Here is an 18,031-nt window from a genome sequence, read left to right on the forward strand (position 1 = left end):
TTAATTATATGTTTTAAAAAGTAAATGGTTATTACCAATATTGGTAACAACCAATTATTTAACATTGATGGTCCATAAGCTAGGAAGTTTTGTTATGCTGCAGGCTACGTTGCTGTTTTTGATAACAAACTTATAACAAGCAGTGAGTGTGGAAATATTATTGGTATGACCAATGATAATAATTGGTTGACATTGTTGGTGGTATTGGTTACGTTTATACGTAGAACCTAGCTGGTCTTTCTTCTTCATGAGACGGTATACATGTCTAATGGCTTCCAGTTATGGTTTAATAAACATTTTATCTAGTGAAGTTTCAGTGGAGAACATTATGACAATGAAAGGCAAAGTGGCAATTGTTGCCGGCGGTGGTAGAGATATCGGCCGTGCCTGTGCGATCGAATTAGCACAACGTGGTGCAAACGTAGTAATTACTTATCATTCAAGCAAGACGACAGCCGAAAGTGCTGTTGCCGAAATTGAAGCACTTGGTTGTAAAGCCTTAGCACTTCAAGCTGATTTAACGAATCAAGAAAGTGTAGATGCTACAGTTCAAGCAACCCTAGATACTTTCGGAAAAATTGATACTCTTGTTCATGTTTCAGGCGGTTTGTTAGCTCGAATTAAAATTGCAGATATGAGCCTTGAGCATTGGAACAACGTTATGGACTTAAATATGACGTCATTGTTCATGATGGCTAAAGCATGTATCCCTCATTTAGCAGCGGGTAGTTCTATTGTTACTCTAGCCTCTCAAGCAGGTCGCGATGGCGGCGGCGGCGGCGCTGTAGCTTATGCTAGTTCTAAAGGTTCAGTAATGACCTTTACTCGTGGTTTGGCTAAAGAGTTAGGGCCTGATGTCCGTGTAAATGGTGTATGTCCTGGAATGATTAGTACAGGTTTTCACGATACGTTTACTCCTGATAATGTACGTACAATGGTTGCTGGTAACACTTGTGCGAAAAGAGAAGGCTCGTCTGAAGAAGTAGCTAAATTAGTAGGTTTCTTAGCTTCTGATGAATCGTCTTATATGACTGGCAACAATATCGACATCAATGGCGGTATGCTCTTCTCTTAGAGAATAAATTAATAATAAAAGTAGAATATCAAGCTACTGTACCCTGCAAGGCCATATTATATATGGCCTTTTTTCATTCTACATAATAGGTTTTTTTGTTTGTTTCTATTGATTGGTACGTACAGTAGGTCTTCTAGGTGGTTGCTTTTAAGGGCTGCCGAGTCAGAGTTAACCTCAGGATACTAAGTGGTTCAACGAATATAAATCACGGGTTTCGCTGGTTTGTTTTCTGACTTCTTCTAAGGCTTTTGCTTCACTTGCTTCAAATAATGCGTTGATTAATCGGTTAAAGTGTAAATGCATAGCTGCCCTAGCAGCCTGCGCATCACGGTTCTCTAGTGCGGTGTATATGGCCCTATGCTCCTCTAGTCTTTTACTGTCACTTTGACTGCATACTCCTTTATAAGCCAACTTTACAGATGGGCTACTTTCACGCATGTTCCAAAGGTTGGTTACTGAAAGCAAGATGGCCTTGTTTCTAGTGGCGGTAGATATAATGGTGTGAAACTCTTTGTCTGCGGCTTCAGGGTCTACACCTTGTTCCATTTCTATTAGTGTTCTATTTAGATTAACTAACTCTTCTTCTGAAATAGTCGTAGCAGCTAATGCTGCTGCTTCTCCCTCAACTAAAGCTCTAGCTTGGGTTAGTTCGAAAGCGCTGACATCATGCTGTACCGCTTGTTTGGTTGTATTTTCAAGAACATAAACCCCTGAGCCAGTTTTTACTTCAACTCGCTCTAGAACTTCAAGGGCAATGATTGCTTCCCTAATGGTAGGCCTACTTACCTCAAAGTTTTCTGCTAATTCTCGTTCTGGGGGCAGCCTGCTCCCGGCTGGATATTGCCCTGAATCGATTAACAATTCTATTTTATCGACAATATTCCAAAATAACCGCCGGTTTTTCATTCTCCGTTCCTTATGCTACGAAAGGTACTATTAATTACGTGCGCGTAGTTTATCGTTTATTTTTACAATCGTACACACGTATACGCTATCACTTTATAACACGTTGTTAAGATAAAACCAAACTGGTAACATTTCATTAACTGGTATTGGTATTACCAATGAATTGAATATTGGTAATAATTTAAATGTAAAATTGGTTAATATTTGTTTGACATTGTATTTAACAATTAGTTACATTGCCTTGGTCTGTACACAAAACGCAAAATGAGATCTCACAAATGATAAAACTAAATAAGATTAGTAGCGCATTTCTAGCAACAAACAGAAATAGCGTACTTGCCAAAAGTCTTTGTGCAACCGCACTTATGTGCATGGTTACTTTTCCAGCCACTTCTCAAGAAACATCAGAAGCCCCGGAAGAAGACCTAGAAGTTATTCAAGTTAAAGGCATCCGCGGCACGATTCAAAGTTCAAATAATATTAAAAAGTTATCAACAAGTATTGTTGACGGGTTATCTTCAGAAGATATCGGTGATTTACCTGCTTTATCAATTGGTGAGGCGTTAGAGACTTTGACCGGTGCCGCTTCTCACACAGAGCAAGGTGGTGCAACTGAAATTTCGATTCGTGGTTTAGGGCCATTTCTAGGTAGTACAGTATTTAACGGTCGTGAAGCGGCTAATGGTAGTGGTGACCGTTCTGTTAACTTTTCACAGTTTCCATCTGAACTTTTTAATAAAATTGCCATATATAAGACTCAAGAAGCAAGTTTGATTGAAGGTGGTGTTGCTGGTCAAATCTCATTAGAGACAGTTAAGCCTTTAGATTACGGTAAACGTCGTTTTCAAGCTCAAATTAAAGGCAACTGGAATCCAGATGAGGCTGATATAGATAACAGCGCTCGTGATTTTGGGACTCGTTTTACTGCAAGTTTTGTTGATCAATACGAAACTGATAAATTAGGTGAAATTGGATTTTCAATCGGTATACAGAAAGATTTAAAAACTAACCCAGAACAAGAAGCACGCTCTACCAGTGGTTTTGCTGATTGTCGACTTGATCCAAATACTCCTTACGGGATTTATAGTACTTCAGGTGATGATTGTGATGATGATGATAGCAGCTTAAACGCTAATGGTGATGGTGGCGTTAACTATAACGTTGATCCTAATACTGGCCTTCCTATAGATGATGGTGTGCCTTATGTATTTTCACCTAGTTCATACTCATATCGCCAAAATACAACAGATGATGATAGAGAGTCTTACTTTGCAGCTGTGCAATGGAGACCAACTGAAAAATTTGAAATGAATGTTGACGTTGAAGTATCAGAACGTTTATTTACAGAGACGAGAAACGACTTAGTATTTGCAAATAGTAAAAGGCTTGATGACCCTACAGTTGTTCGTGATGGCCAATTTGATACTGACTTAGTAGTATCTGATTCTGGGGCGCTAATTTCAGGTACCAATTTTCAAAGAATAGAAACCCTTAGTACATATATAGAAAGACTAGAAGAATACCAAGGTGGGGGCGTGTCATTCGACTATGATGTGAGTGATGTGTTAACTATTTCAGCTGATTTATCTGTGTCAGAAACAGAGCGTCGTGAAAGCCTTTATCATACTCGTTTACAATCAGAGCCAAATGACATTCTTGGGAACCCTGTCGAAGGGGCTTCTAATAGCGGTTATGTTAATACCTCTGTTGAAATTGGACAAAATGGCTCGCTAATTCCCATTATGCAAGTTAGAAACTTTGATGTGACCAATCCTAATAATTTTGCTGATGCTGCACGTACCCGAGTTGATTTAAACCAGTTCAGAAATAACACAGTTAGCGCATTTAGAACCGACTTTCAGTACCTAGCTGATCACGATGTTATCAGTCAGATAAAGGGTGGGGTCCGTTTTTCTAAATTAGAATTCGACAGTGCCCCTCGTTCTAGAGATGAATTCACTAACGATGATAATGACATTGTATATGCAGCCGTTGCATCATGCCAAAATGATAGCTTTCCTGAGAGCGGCTTTTTATCATCAGTAACAGGTGGTCAGGCTCTAATCACTAACGTTGATGATAATGGTGCGGTTATTTCACAAGGTACAGGCAATGCATTTGCTTCGTTTGATCCACTATGTTTGGCGAGAGCTGTAATCGGTGGAGATCCAGTGATTCCTGAGCCAGAAGACACCGTAGCTAATGTAGACGTAGATGAAGAAACTTTCGCTGTTTATTTACAAGCAGACTACGACACGTTGATTGGTGATTACTCTGTACGTGGTAATTTTGGTGTTCGATATATCAAAACTGATGTGACTTCTGTAGGTCTAAGAGGTCCATTAGAGTCGTCTATTAACTCTGATGGAAGCATCTCTGTAAGCGAGGTGTCTGGTGAGCTAATTGAAGTTACAGGTGGGGGTAGCTACTCTGAAATACTACCAAGCTTTAATGCTGTTATGGACTTGAGTGATGATGTATTACTGCGCGGCGCGGTGTACCGTGCACTATCAAGACCGTCTCCTTCTGACTTAGGCTTTGGACGAGCATTTACCGGCTTAACGGAAGATGGTGAAGAGGCTGAAGATATCAGTGCTGCCATAGGAACTGCAATTGCAAACGGTAACCCAGATCTTAAGCCGTTTACTTCTTGGAATGCTGACGTAGCTATTGAATGGTATCCAAATGAAGATACCATCTTGGCAGTAGGGGGATATTATAAAAGTTTTGAAGGTGGATTTGAAAACACCTCCATTACAGAAACATTTAACGTTGACGGTGAAGACTTAGAAACCATAGTAACAACTCAACAAACTACTGAAGATACCAGTACTATTTATGGCCTAGAAATGACCGCAACTCATGCGTTTAGTTACTTACCAGGAGCGTTAAGTAATACTGGAATTAAGTTTAGCTATAACTGGGCTGATTCTGATTTTGAGGTAGAAGATACAAACTTTGGTGCATCTAATATTATTAACCCTGACGGATCTATTACTGAAAGAGTGGGGATTGTACCTTCAGCTGAAATTTTCGGATTCTCAGAAAACGTAGCCTCTGCTCAATTGTATTATCAAGAGGGCGGATTTAATGCTCAGTTGATCTACAAGTACAGAAGTGAGTATTTTCAGCAGTATGTAACGACACCAGGCAACTTAAGATATGTAGATGATAAAGGGCAATATGAAGCTCGTGTAAGCTACAAATTAAATAGTAACCTTAAGTTCTCTGTTGAAGCGATTAACTTGTTTAATGAAACAAAAAGACAGTTTAACCCTACACCTGATAACTTCTCAGAAGTTAATGTATATGGACCCCGTATCTTTGCCGGTGTGACATACAAACATTAATATATAAGGTGCGGCAGAGTCTATTTTAGATTCAGCCTTACATATTAAAAAGTATATTGAGCTCTCCGTTATGTTTGCAATGGAGAGCTTTTTTAATACTTTTATAACAAGCTATATAAAAGAGATAAGAGTAAATCTATATGATACGTTGTTTTTCCTTAATGGTTTTTACCTATGTGGCTGTCGTTTTATTTAGCCAAAATACATTTGCTAAAGAATATTTAGTAAAAACTCCTAATGAATATGAGCAAGTCGCTGCAGGACTACAACCCGGAGACGAAGTCATATTAGCGAATGGCACATGGTCTGATTTTGAAATTTTGTTCAAAGCAAATGGTACCAAAGACGCGCCTATAAGGTTGAAAGCTGAAACGCCAGGAAAAGTATTTTTGTCTGGCCTTTCAAATTTGAGGTTGGCTGGTGAGTATTTAGTTGTTTCAGGGGTGGTGTTTAAAGATGGCTATACCCCGACTGGAGAAGTGATTTCTTTTAGGCAGAACAAAGATAATCTAGCCAATCACAGTAGAGTGACTCAAATTGTAATTGATAACTACAGTAACCCGGAAAAATTTGAGCAAGACAAATGGGTGGTCATGTATGGGAAACATAACCGTTTTGACCATAATAATTTGGTAGGCAAAAAGAATGCTGGCGTTACTATGGCTGTGCGTTTAAATACCAAAGATAGCCAAGAAAATTATCACCGTATTGACAATAATTATTTTGGACCGCGCCCTGTTTTAGGATCAAATGGTGGTGAAACTCTGCGGATAGGCACTAGTCATTATTCGCTTACCGACTCATTTACCACAATTGAAAACAATTACTTTGACCGTTGTAATGGTGAAGTTGAAATTATTTCTAATAAATCTGGTAAAAATAAAATACTAAATAATTTGTTTTTTGAGTCAAAAGGAACTCTCACTCTGCGTCATGGAAATGGCAACTTGGTTGAAGGTAACGTTTTTGTAGGTAATGGTGTTGACCACACGGGTGGGATACGAGTTATTAACAGAGATCAAATTATTCGTAATAACTATATGGAAGGCCTAACTGGTTATCGCTTTGGTAGTGGCTTTACAATTATGAATGGCGTACCAAACTCAAAAATCAATCGTTATCATCAAGTGGATAATGCGTTAATTGAAAACAATACCTTAGTTAATGTTGACCATATTCACTTTGCTGCAGGCAGTGATGCAGAACGCAGTGCGGCTCCGATTAATAGTACCTTTCAAAATAATCTTATCGTGAACAAAGATAACCGTGATGGTATTTCAATTTTTGATGATATAAGTGGAATTCATTTCGAGAACAATACCGTTACTAAAGATACGGTTCCTACTATTAAAAATGGATTTTCACCAACTTCTATTGAAATGAAAAGAGCTGAAAATGGGCTACTTTATCCCAATAGTGGACAGATTGAGAATAATGGCGCCTCTAAGAATTTAGCTTTAGTTAATAAAGAAACAGTTGGCGCTAGTTATTATCCAAAAACAGAGCCAGAGGTAGCCTTTGACTCAGGGCGAGTCATAAACGTTAAACCAGGTGAAAATGCTCTTTTTGATGCCATAAATAATGCATCTACTGGTGACATTTTACTGTTAGATGATGGTGATTACAGCATTTCTAAGGTAATCAAACTTACAAAAACAATCACTATAAAGGCTGCAAGTAAAGGTCAGGCCTATTTATACCCAGGACGTTCAACCTTTGTAGATATCAATGACTACGGGAGTTTACAGTTAGTTGACTTAGTTATTGATGGAAAACAAACTCCTGATTCAGCTGGCAATACACTTGTACGAACTTCAAGAACGCCCATGCAGAGAAACTATCGATTAGTAATCAATGGCAGTGTAATTAAAAACTTAAACGTAAATCACTCTTTTCACGTATTTGATGCTGGGAGCAGAAGTTTTGCAGATGAAATCAAGATTTTAAATAGTACGTTCAAAAATATCACAGGTGATATTTTACGTTTAAACAAAGAAACTGACGACCTTGGGATTTATAATGCGGAGTATATTTACTTCAATGGTAATAACGTTAAAAATGTAGAAGGCGCAATTGCGAAGGTTTACAGAGGGGGGACTGATGAAAGTACATTTGGTCCGCATTTCTTGATGAAAGATAACTCTCTAAGTAATGTTGGTAATGGTAAACGTAACAAGGTTGGTGCCTCTGTCTTCTTACATGGTGTTCAAGTTACAGATATAACCAATAATAAGGTTGCTAAATCAGCTCTTGTAGATATTGAACATACAGTAGGACAGCCTTTGACTTCACTGAGCAATAATACATTTATTCAAACTAATGCACCAAAGGTTGTTGAACTTGTTGTCAGTGGGCCTCATACCGCAACGCTTGAAAATAACAAAGTTAATTAAAGTTAGTTTTCTAACAGTAAAGTAGCAGACTGAGTTGACGGGTAATTGAGGTTAGTGATTTTGTTTACTATGTCCAAAATGACGTAAAAAATATAATCACATAACAATATAAATTGAACGATGTAATCAATACTTTGTTCGATTACATTCAGACATTAACATTATGTCTTATTGCGCCAAAGAAGTTATAATAGAGTGCCATTTTTAGTATTCTATTGTTCTACGTAAAAATTAGCTTGATTCTTTGCTTGGGTGAATTAAGTCACCCACAAACAATAAACTTTACTTAGTAATAAAACACCAAAAAAGAGAATTAATAATATGAAAATTAAAGGATTACGCTGGTGGGTAATTGCATTGATTGCACTTGCCACAGTTATTAACTACATAGATAGGCAAGCACTCAGTGTTCTATGGCCTTATATGGGCAGTGAAATATATCCAGACAAAAACTCAGATGAACTTAAACAAGTTCTGGGTACAGTGAGTGTTGTATTTTTATTTTCTTATGCGATAGGCCAAGCATTGTTTGGCAAGATTTTTGACTGGATTGGAACCCGTTTAGGTTTCGTTTTGTCAATTGGTGTATGGTCAATTGCTACTGCACTGCACGCATTTGCCCAAGGGGTGCTTACTTTTAGTATTTTTCGTGCAATTTTAGGTGTGTCAGAAGCAGGTAACTGGCCAGGTGCTGCTAAGGCAAATGCAGAATGGTTCCCCAGTAAAGAGCGAGCCTTAGCGCAAGGTATCTTTAACTCTGGGGCTGCAATCGGCGGTATTATTTCGGTTCCATTGATTGCATATCTAGCAACTTTTTTAAGTTGGAAAGTTATTTTTGTATTGGTTGGCTTAGTAGGACTTCTTTGGTTAGTTCCATGGTTAATTTTAGTAAAAGCGCCGCCAATTAAGCACCCTTGGATTACTGATGAAGAACGAGAGTACATTCTAACTGGTCAAAAAGTTGCTTCGTCAGACGATAACGCTGTCGTAAAAGAAGCGGAGTATGTTCCTACTTATGGTGAAATGTTGCGTCGCAAAGAGAGCTGGGGGGTGATTTTAGCCACAGCTGCAATTGATCCAATATGGTGGTTGTTTATAGTCTGGATACCGACCTACTTAGTAGAAGTTTACAATATGGATGTTAAAGGCCTAGCTATCATTGGCTGGGTGCCATATGTAGGCGCTATGTTTGGTGCTTGGTTTGGTGGTTTATTATCTCAAAATAGAATCAAAGCTGGGTGGAGTGTCAACAAAACCCGTAAAACAGTGATAGTGCTAGGTTGTTTAATAATGTTACCTTCGTTATTACTTTTATCGAACCCTGGTAGTTCAAATACAGCAGTTCTTTTAATGGCGGCTATATTGTTTGGTTTCCAAACATCGATTGGTAGTATTCAAACTTTGCCAAGTGATATGTTAGGTAAAGATAGTGTAGGTTCGTTATCAGGGTTTGCTGGAATGGCTGCAAAATTTACTGCCGCAGGTTTGACTGCTATGGTGCCAATCTTGACAGCCGGCGCAAACTATCAAAACGTATTTATTCTTGGTGCGGTTCTAGCTTCAATTGTGATGGCAAGTATATTATTTCTTTGCCCGAAAATCGAACCATTGAAAGACACCAAGTAGTAACTTGGTGTCATACTAATCAATTACATTCTTAATTAAGAATAAGAGACAAGGTTTATCATGCAAAAAGTAGTGCTATTTGGTGAGTGTATGCTTGAGCTTAAGCAGAATGAACCTGAAGTTATGCGTCAATCCTTCGCTGGTGACGCATATAACACCGCGGTTTATCTCAAACGCTTATTCGGCACTCAAGATGTTAGTTTTATGACTGCATTAGGAAAAGATCTTATCAGTCAACAAATGACAGATAAGTTTGCCAGTGAAGGGTTAAATAATGAATTGGTATTTGCTGATGAAGTAAAAACGCCTGGGATTTATTTAGTTCAAACAGATGAGCAAGGTGAGCGTTCTTTTTTGTATTGGCGAGACAGCTCTGCTGCCCGCCAAGCCATGAAGTTTGTTGACGATAACGTTTTAAGTTCATTAACCGCCTCTGATGTGTTTTTCTTTTCTGGAATTAGTCTCGCAGTTATTGAACCTGCTTATCGAACTGCATTTTGGGAAATGTTAAATACACTTAGTATCGCTGGTGTTAAAATTATTTTCGATCCCAATTATAGGGCTCGTCTATGGCGAAGTGTTGACGAGGCAAAAGAAGCCTTTGAGAAAGCCTTTGCTTTAAGCAATATGTTACTACCTGGCATTGACGACTTTGAACAACTTTATGGTTTGACTTCAGTAGAGCAAGTTGTAGATTTTTGTCAACCATACAATATTGCAGAGTTAGTGATTAAAAATGGACCTGAAAGTTTGTTTATTAAGCTAGACGGTAAGTTGACAGAACTACAGATTAAACCCGTTGAAAATGTGGTTGATACTACTTCAGCAGGCGACTCTTTTAATGGAGGGTATATCGGGGCAAGGCTAAATGGTCATTCCACCGAGTATGCTGCAAAAATCGCTTCTGCCGCGGCTGCGTGTGTTATTCAGCATCCCGGAGCTATCGCCCCTCAAGCCGATTTTATGGCGTTTATGAAAAGTAAGTTCTCTGATATTTAAGATTCGTTTAAAAAAACACCATGTGATTTTAATGACGAAGAAATTACTTGCATGAAAGAAGGCGATGGCTATAATGCCTGCCTCTTAATTGCTAAGTAATTTGGCAATTCAATAGAATGCCAGTGTGATGGAATTGGTAGACATGACGGATTCAAAATCCGTTGCAGCAATGCGTGGCGGTTCGAGTCCGCCCACTGGTACCATCTCTTTGTTGTCTGCGCGAAGAGAATCACAAACCGACTTTAAGTCGGTTTTTTTGTGCCTGAAATTAATGAATGCATTTTTAAGCACATCTTTAATATCACTCCATCCTAGTTCAATATGTCTTATACTAATGCATTCTTTATTTATACATAATTGAAGTGCTAAGTTTACGGTTAGTGGTTAAAATATCACAGTTACATTGTGTTGAGTTCAATTGGCCCTACACCTTTGAATTTAGCTTGGTAACTCAATATTATTATTGATATGCAAGCACACACGTTTTTTAATGAAAATAAAAATTGGAATTCTATGAAAACTCTGTCTGATATCGGCCTAATAGGCCTAGCTGTTATGGGTGAAAACCTAATTCTTAATATGGCCAGTAAAGGTTATACCGTTACGGCTTATAATCGTTCAACTGATAAAGTTGAAAGTTTTATTAATGGTCGCGCTAAAGGCGAGAGCATTAGAGGGGCCTATTCGATTGAGGAGTTAGTTCAATCTTTAGCGACACCTCGTAAAATTATGATTATGGTGAAGTCCGGAGCGCCAGTTGATGCTACCATCGAACAGCTTCTACCTTTATTAGACAAAGGCGATATCATTATTGACGGTGGCAATACTCACTTTCCAGATACCATTCGCCGTGAAAAATACTGTGCTGAAAAAGGTATTAACTTTGTCGGTGCAGGGGTTTCTGGTGGTGAAGAAGGCGCACTTAAAGGGCCTTCAATTATGCCTGGCGGTTCTGCTGAAGCATGGCAGGCGGTTAAGCCTATTTTCCAAGATATCTCAGCCAAGGTTGAAGATGGTTCACCTTGTTGTGATTATGTGGGTGAAAATGGCGCGGGCCACTTTGTTAAGATGGTACATAACGGTATTGAATACGGCGATATGCAATTATTGTGTGAAGCTTATCAAATAATGAAAGAAGTGCTTGGCATGTCTGCGGACGAAATGCATGAAGTATTCAAAGAGTGGAACACTACAGAGTTAGACAGTTATCTAGTTGAAATTACTCGCGACATCTTGGCCTATAAAGACGAAGACGGTAGCCCTCTTGTTGAGAGTATTCTTGATACGGCTGGTCAAAAGGGAACAGGTAAATGGACTGGTGTTGTGGCACTTGATTTAGGTGTGCCTCTTACTCTTATAGCTGAGTCTGTTTTCGCTCGTTGTATTTCTGCACTAAAAGAAGAGCGTGTAGAAGCATCAAAAGTTATCTCTGGTCCCGAAAAAGTATTTGAAGGCGACAAAGCAGCGTTTATCGAAGATTTACGTCAAGCTGTACTGGCCGCTAAAATCGTATCTTATGCGCAGGGTTATACTTTAATGCGTGAAGCTGCTAAAGAGTTTAATTGGAACCTTAACTACGGTGGCATTGCATTAATGTGGCGTGGTGGTTGTATCATTCGTTCTGCATTCTTAGGTGATATCAAAAATGCTTTCGATAAAAATCCAGAGCTTAACAATTTATTGTTAGATGATTACTTCAAAAATACAGTCGTTGATGCTCAACAAGGTTGGAGAAATGTTGTGATAAGTGCAGTGACAAATGGTGTACCAGCACCTTGCTTAACTGCAGCACTTAATTACTTTGATGGTTATCGCACAGAGCGCTTACCAGCTAACTTATTACAAGCACAGCGTGACTACTTTGGTGCTCACACTTATGAGCGCACAGATAAGCCTAGAGGTGAGTTCTTCCATACTAATTGGACAGGGCGAGGCGGTAATACATCTTCGTCTACTTATAACGCCTAAACTCTATTAAGTACAAATTTAAAGCCCTTGCTCTTTTAGAGTTGAGGCTTTTTTTATGCCCCGGAAAGAGTATGTTTATATGCCATTTGACTGTCTATTGAGCAAACTAGTAAATGATTACAACATACGAAACTGGATATTTTAGATTCCCAAGTTTTAGCTTGATAAAGCGAACATTTCAGTTAAGCGCTGAGTATTTTGAATGGAGCTTTATGCTGTTGCTAGTATTAGGCTTTTTTCTATCTTCTTGGCACGATGCACACATAGCAAAATTAATCGTAGAAAAGCCTCAGCGTAATGATTTCTTTTTAGTCGACTATTACGCTTTGAATAAAGATTCGGATATTCGACATCGATATGTACCAATGAAAGTGCTAGAGGTAAAAAGCGATTCTATTGTGTTCAAGGTCGGTGGTATTGCTCACTCAACCAAGGTGTCGGTGGATAAGCATGTTCAATTCGATAAACCCATGTTAGATAATTTTTATCGTAAGCAGACCTTAGAGTTAAGCTTTTCTAAAATAGCTGATTTTTTTCAAATTGGAACTATCTATTCAGCGGCAAGGCCCCGTAATATTTATATTAATGGCTGGATTGTGATGCATGAAAGTGAGCTTTAGCAGTGGCTATATTTTGCTAGTACATTTGTAAGGGGAGAAGGCTCCATAGTGAATTTTCACTATGGAGCCTAGTATTAAAACTCTAGTCTATTGCTTAAAAACGATATCCAAGCATCACACTGTAAACCAATGGGTTAACATCTACATCAACAGAGCCAGTCGCCCCATTTAAGTCAAAAGTGGCTTTGGTATCAATGTCTATCCAACGTACAGACGTATTAACAGACCAATTTTCATCAATAGCATAATCGAATCCAATTTGTGCAGCCAACCCTACAGAGTCATCTAATTCTAATTCACTAAAGCCTGCTTCTGTATTAGTTGCGGTAAAATCTTCATCAAAAAAAATGGTGTAGTTAAGGCCTGCCCCCACATATGGCTGAAACGTAGCGCTTGGATCAGCAAAGTAGTAATTGATACTCAGGGTAGGAGGAAGGTGTTTAGTACTTCCTAGATCTCCTACTGTATCTAGGCCTATATCGTGATTAAAAGGTGTTGCAGCCAATAATTCTAGCGCTAACTGGGGGGTGTAAAAATACAGAATATTTAAACCAAGTTGAGTATTGCTATCTACGTTTACACCAATCCCTAAATCACTGCCGCCTACACTGACATTGCTACTAGAATCGTCAGGTGAAACGGCAGTTATGCCACCTCGCACAACCCAATCTCCTTCTTCGTAACAAAAGGCAGGTTGTACAGAGCAAAGTAACAGGCTCGCAAGGGGTAATGCTAAATGTGTTTTTTTCATGTGTGTCTCGTTTTATTTCAAAGGTTAAGGCTATTTTAATAGCCCTTAACAGGTAGAAATTGATCTAAAACAAGGTTTTGTTGCACTGACTAGACGATTGATACAAGGTAATAGTTTTCTAGGCTAGCTTTTTATTTGCTGCTTCTATCATAACGGTTGCTAGTGTAGTGTAGGTAATTAGCCAAGCGCCTTTTAGTTCTGGAGTGAAGTCTTTGCCAAGACCTTGCTCAAGGGTCCATATTAGTGCCTCTCCTACAGTATCGTAGTGTTCTTCTTTTACACCATAACCAGTATGACGTTCACCCAGTGTTTGCACTATTGGGATCAACATCTCTAGATTATTTAAGTTATTTACAGCTACGCCTAACATTTTCATAAGTTTGGTACCTTGTTCAGTTATATCTTGTTTGAACAAAGGCTTTAACTTTGGGTTTAGTTCGAACAGCTTATTATAGAAAAGCTCAGCGGCTAGACTGGAAATGGGAATTATTTTCGAAAAGCTTTCCTGTACCAGGGTTATTTGATACTTGTTCATCGGGCGTCCTAATTTATTAAGTCAGTTTATTCGACTGTAATTCTGATGTGTTTACACAGGTTGGAAAAATTATGTTTAAAAATTTTCCAAAAAAAAGACGCCTTGACATAATGCTATGTCAAGGCGCCTTTGCCTATTGAGTTTGTTTATTTTCAGCCTTTATTATTAGTGTTTTTATTGTTTTTTATTTGTGGCCATTAAAGAATCTGTCTGTACACTCTTTAACTAGTTCCCTACACCCAGAAAACAAACATACTCATACATTAATACTTAGCACGTTTTAGGCCAGTTTTAATATTCATTAAAAAACAATAAGTTATGCTATTTTAGCATTTTTTTGCATGCTGCTAGACAAAACGTTTGCTTAAAATTAGTGATAGATATCACCAATATTGCGCACTTGAACAAGTCATCTTTAATCAATGAAATTAAGCCAAGCTTCTAAGGTGTGTTGTAGATCAATCAATCCACAGCCTGCAGATTCTTGTTCGTGCCACTCTATGTCTAATTTGGCTGAAGGTGCGAGACTGGCATTGTTTAGTTGTAGCTCGGCTTCACTGTAATCTAATAATAAATGATAGGTGTTGCCGATATAACTATAGTCTTGAATTTCACGGGTTTGTAATTGCTGAATGATGGCGAGAAGCTGTTTTATGCCACTAATATTGCCACCCACGTCTTGAGTGAGCCAATCCCCAAATAATTCGCAATCAAGCTCACATTTGGCCGTTGGTTTCCCTAAAAAATCATAAGAAAATTGATATTCCACTATAAAAGGTTACCTAAAACTTAAAATGTAAGATTAACATAAGATAACGACTTATTTGCCAGTGAATACACTGCCCGAACGCTCTAGCGCAGTTAGGTATACCCGAACATCAAATTCAACTTGATGATACTCAGGCATCATATGTTCACACAGTTTGTAAAATGCTTTGTTATGTTGTTTTTCTTTAAGATGGGCTAACTCATGTACCACAATCATTTGTAAAAATGCATCGGGAGTATTTTTGAACAAGGTGCTAACGCGTAATTCATTTTTACTTTTGAGCTTGCCACCTTGCACTCTAGAAACGTAACTATGTAAACCAAGTGCGTGATTAACAATATGAATTTTACTGTCGAAAATTATTTTGCTCAGTGGCTGGGTCTTTTTCATGTACTGATTTTTTAACGACATTGCATAGTCACGTAAGTCATTGTCGTTGGCCACTGTATGTAAGTCTGGGTAACGTGAACGTAACCAATCACCTAGCTTGTTTTTATCCAGTAATTGCTGAATCTGTTGCTGCAAGTGTTCTGAGTAGTGAGCTAGGTAGGTTAATTGATTGGGCATGTATGTATTTGGGTTAGTGTAAAAAGATTTTAGATTATACGTGAATTATAGAGATAAGAGCAGAGTTGGTATGGAGCTGATTTTTATCATTAGGCAACGCATAGCAGACGATATAAATAGGTTTAAAATTGTACGAGTAAGGTTTATTGCAATGCATTGTTGACGCTATCCTCGTCGCAACGCCGAATTATTGGCTTATGGTTACTAATGATTGTTGCATATTTAGCCTATCTTGGATTGACAGATGAGTCTCTATCAATATTGGTTCTCTCTGGAATAACAAACCTATTATTATTACCCCTCTATTGGACTAACTTTAAGCAAGAAGAGATGAATAACCGAGTAAGTAACCCGGTCGAACACTTTAGAATAGAAAATAATCTTGTGACGATTGGTGATAGCAAACTGCTCGTAGAAAAAGTAAAGCGAGTCGCTATTGATGTTCAAGACAAGGTTGCTTACTGCTCGCTCCCCTCTAATCACATAAAACCGGGGATTTTCCCTAATTTCACGTTTGCTTCTGAGCAGGCTGATGAGTTAAAGCGGCATATTGGCCTGAAATTACCTTCGGCAACGATTATTGAATAGTCGGCAATAAACATACGGGCCATCGGGGGCAGATACGAGGTTGATGACACATAGTATTTCCTTATCTTTTTCTCTAAGTATAAAAGGGGCAGCTCCAAATTAAATAGAGTCACTCGTTTTCACAGTTTAAGTAAACGAATATTACAGCCCTATTCGTATCGAAAACTAACTTTACCCAGATTGCCAGACAACTTTCGATATGTCTGCTGTAGATTGTTTTAATCTGCTTTGTTCTGCCTCAAGCCGCTCCATTCTGCTTTTATCTATTTTAATCTTTGACATATGAAAATTCATATATATGATATTTCATATGTTTGAGGGAAAATATTATGATCACCCCTGTATCCTTTTATAAATGTTTGTCAGAAGACACCAGGTTAAAGTGCTTGTTGTTGATCACTATGCACTCAGAGTTGTGTGTGTGCGATCTTATTTGTGCCCTTAAGTTAAGTCAGCCCAAAGTATCTAGGCATTTAGCCGAGCTTCGTAAATGCGGCTTACTTCAAGATCATAGGCGAGGTAAGTGGGTGTTTTATCGGCTTAACCCTTCATTACCTAATTGGGCTGTGGATGTTTTAAAAACGACTGCTAAAAGTAATGCCGAATATGTATCGAGTTGCCTAAACAATTTGAATATCAGTAAAAATTTAACCTCCTGCTGTTAACGTCAATTAAGGAAAACCCAGTGAAGATTTTATACATATGTACCCATAACCGCTGCCGCAGCATTTTATCAGAGGCAATTACCAACCATTTTGCACAAGGTAAAATAGTCGCTAAAAGCGCAGGCAGTCAACCTGTTGGCGAAGTGCATCCTTTATCTATCAAATACTTACAAGAAGCGGGAATTTCAACTGAAGGCTTAATAAGCCAGTCATGGGATGAGTTTGAAGATTTTGAAGCAGATATAGTGGTGACGGTATGTGACTCTGCTGCGGGTGAGTCTTGCCCTGTATGGTTTGGTAACAGTTTAAAAGTCCATTGGGGCTTAACAGACCCATCTAAATTAGAAGGGACTGAAGAACAGCTTGCCGATGCATTCCGAGCAACCATTGCTGAAATTAGAGAACGTGTTGAACAACTGGCAAAAATTGATGCCGATTTGAAAGATAAGAAAGCATTAAAGCTTGCTTTAGAAAACTTAGGGGCTAATTAATGAGTACAAAAGACATGTCTTTACCTGGTCTTGATGAAGAGCAGTTTACACAACCAAACATGGCAGAATTCTCCAGTACGCCATCTAATCACAAACCCAAAATATTGCTGTTATATGGGTCGTTACGTGAGCGCTCTTTTAGCCGTTTAGTGGTGGAAGAGTCGGCTCGTTTGTTGGAAAAAATGGGGGCAGAGACCCGTATTTTTGATCCAACTGGCTTACCTCTACCAGATGGTGATGAGCCTACCCACCCTAAAGTAGCAGAGTTGAGAGAGTTAATGATGTGGTCAGAAGGGCAGGTGTGGTGTTCACCAGAGCGTCATGGCGCTATGACGGGCATTTTAAAAAGCCAAATAGATTGGGTGCCACTGAGTGTGGGTGCGGTACGACCCACTCAAGGTAAAACCTTAGCTGTGATGCAAGTCTGTGGTGGCTCACAGTCGTTTAATGCGGTGAATCAAATGCGTGTTTTAGGTCGTTGGATGCGTATGTTGACTATCCCTAATCAATCATCAGTTGCCAAAGCCTTTATGGAGTTTGATGACAATAACCGCATGAAGCCTTCGTCTTATTACAATCGTATTGTGGATGTGTTGGAAGAGTTAGTGAAATTTACCTTACTGACTAGAGACAATGCTGACTATTTAGTCGACCGTTATTCAGAGCGAGTGGAAACTGCCCAACAGCAAAGCAAACGGGTGAATCAGCGTTCAATCTAGGAGTAAAGA

16 protein-coding genes and 1 tRNA gene are annotated in these 18,031 nt (G+C 38.7%); 12 read left to right on the forward strand and 5 right to left on the reverse strand.

Going from position 1 to position 18,031, the window contains the following annotated elements; all coding sequences use genetic code 11:
- The first annotated feature begins 328 nt into the window (after nt 1–328).
- A complete protein-coding gene (locus tag ABJD71_RS02910) occupies nt 329–1,075 on the forward strand; it encodes an SDR family oxidoreductase (protein WP_348164275.1) in 747 nt (248 codons plus the stop codon).
- Between the two features lie 174 nt (nt 1,076–1,249).
- On the opposite strand, the gene ABJD71_RS02915 is transcribed toward ABJD71_RS02910, so the two are convergent.
- On the reverse strand, nt 1,250–1,981 hold the full coding sequence (locus tag ABJD71_RS02915) for a FadR/GntR family transcriptional regulator (RefSeq protein ID WP_348164278.1): 732 nt from the start codon (nt 1,979–1,981) through the stop codon (nt 1,250–1,252).
- Between the two features lie 278 nt (nt 1,982–2,259).
- On the opposite strand from ABJD71_RS02915, the gene ABJD71_RS02920 reads away from it, so the two are divergent.
- The 7 genes from ABJD71_RS02920 (at nt 2,260) to ABJD71_RS02950 (ending at nt 12,937) form a co-directional block, all read left to right on the forward strand.
- Nucleotides 2,260–5,331, forward strand: a complete 3,072-nt coding sequence (locus ABJD71_RS02920; RefSeq protein WP_348164281.1) for a TonB-dependent receptor — start codon at nt 2,260–2,262, stop codon at nt 5,329–5,331.
- Between the two features lie 161 nt (nt 5,332–5,492).
- Complete coding sequence (locus ABJD71_RS02925) at nt 5,493–7,724, forward strand: chondroitinase-B domain-containing protein (RefSeq protein ID WP_348164385.1); 2,232 nt, start codon at nt 5,493–5,495, stop codon at nt 7,722–7,724.
- 321 nt (nt 7,725–8,045) lie between these two features.
- Complete coding sequence (locus ABJD71_RS02930) at nt 8,046–9,350, forward strand: MFS transporter (protein WP_348164284.1); 1,305 nt, start codon at nt 8,046–8,048, stop codon at nt 9,348–9,350.
- Nucleotides 9,351–9,410: 60 nt separating this feature from the next.
- Nucleotides 9,411–10,349 (forward strand): sugar kinase, encoded by a 939-nt coding sequence (locus ABJD71_RS02935; protein WP_348164287.1) that lies wholly within the window; start codon nt 9,411–9,413, stop codon nt 10,347–10,349.
- A 118-nt stretch (nt 10,350–10,467) separates the two neighbouring features.
- A tRNA-Leu gene (locus ABJD71_RS02940) sits at nt 10,468–10,552 on the forward strand.
- Between the two features lie 310 nt (nt 10,553–10,862).
- Complete coding sequence (gene gnd / locus ABJD71_RS02945) at nt 10,863–12,317, forward strand: decarboxylating NADP(+)-dependent phosphogluconate dehydrogenase (protein ID WP_348164290.1); 1,455 nt, start codon at nt 10,863–10,865, stop codon at nt 12,315–12,317.
- Nucleotides 12,318–12,430: 113 nt separating this feature from the next.
- Nucleotides 12,431–12,937, forward strand: a complete 507-nt coding sequence (locus ABJD71_RS02950) for a hypothetical protein (protein ID WP_348164293.1) — start codon at nt 12,431–12,433, stop codon at nt 12,935–12,937.
- 94 nt (nt 12,938–13,031) lie between these two features.
- On the opposite strand, the gene ABJD71_RS02955 is transcribed toward ABJD71_RS02950, so the two are convergent.
- From ABJD71_RS02955 to ABJD71_RS02970, 4 genes are all read right to left on the reverse strand, one after another.
- Complete coding sequence (locus ABJD71_RS02955) at nt 13,032–13,688, reverse strand: OmpW family outer membrane protein (RefSeq protein WP_348164296.1); 657 nt, start codon at nt 13,686–13,688, stop codon at nt 13,032–13,034.
- Nucleotides 13,689–13,806: 118 nt separating this feature from the next.
- Nucleotides 13,807–14,223, reverse strand: coding sequence for a globin family protein (locus ABJD71_RS02960; protein WP_348164299.1), 417 nt, complete (start codon nt 14,221–14,223; stop codon nt 13,807–13,809).
- Nucleotides 14,224–14,638: 415 nt separating this feature from the next.
- Nucleotides 14,639–14,992 carry a YacL family protein gene (locus ABJD71_RS02965; protein WP_348164302.1) on the reverse strand — a complete coding sequence of 118 codons (354 nt, stop codon included), beginning with the start codon at nt 14,990–14,992 and terminating at the stop codon, nt 14,639–14,641.
- A 51-nt stretch (nt 14,993–15,043) separates the two neighbouring features.
- A complete protein-coding gene (locus ABJD71_RS02970) occupies nt 15,044–15,559 on the reverse strand; it encodes a YgjP-like metallopeptidase domain-containing protein (RefSeq protein ID WP_348164305.1) in 516 nt (171 codons plus the stop codon).
- A gap of 207 nt (nt 15,560–15,766) precedes the next feature.
- On the opposite strand from ABJD71_RS02970, the gene ABJD71_RS02975 reads away from it, so the two are divergent.
- The 4 genes from ABJD71_RS02975 (at nt 15,767) to arsH (ending at nt 18,022) form a co-directional block, all read left to right on the forward strand.
- Complete coding sequence (locus ABJD71_RS02975) at nt 15,767–16,147, forward strand: hypothetical protein (RefSeq protein WP_348164308.1); 381 nt, start codon at nt 15,767–15,769, stop codon at nt 16,145–16,147.
- A gap of 329 nt (nt 16,148–16,476) precedes the next feature.
- The gene (locus ABJD71_RS02980; RefSeq protein ID WP_348164311.1) at nt 16,477–16,812 is read left to right on the forward strand and encodes a metalloregulator ArsR/SmtB family transcription factor; all 336 of its coding nucleotides are present in this window, start codon (nt 16,477–16,479) and stop codon (nt 16,810–16,812) included.
- Between the two features lie 20 nt (nt 16,813–16,832).
- A complete protein-coding gene (locus ABJD71_RS02985) occupies nt 16,833–17,303 on the forward strand; it encodes an arsenate reductase ArsC (protein ID WP_348164314.1) in 471 nt (156 codons plus the stop codon).
- Nucleotides 17,303–18,022 (forward strand): arsenical resistance protein ArsH, encoded by a 720-nt coding sequence (gene arsH, locus ABJD71_RS02990; RefSeq protein WP_348164317.1) that lies wholly within the window; start codon nt 17,303–17,305, stop codon nt 18,020–18,022. Before ABJD71_RS02985 ends, arsH begins: the two co-directional genes overlap by 1 nt.
- The last annotated feature ends 9 nt before the right edge of the window (nt 18,023–18,031 follow it).

This window comes from Paraglaciecola sp., from assembly GCF_039943935.1.
GTDB lineage: Bacteria > Pseudomonadota > Gammaproteobacteria > Enterobacterales > Alteromonadaceae > Paraglaciecola.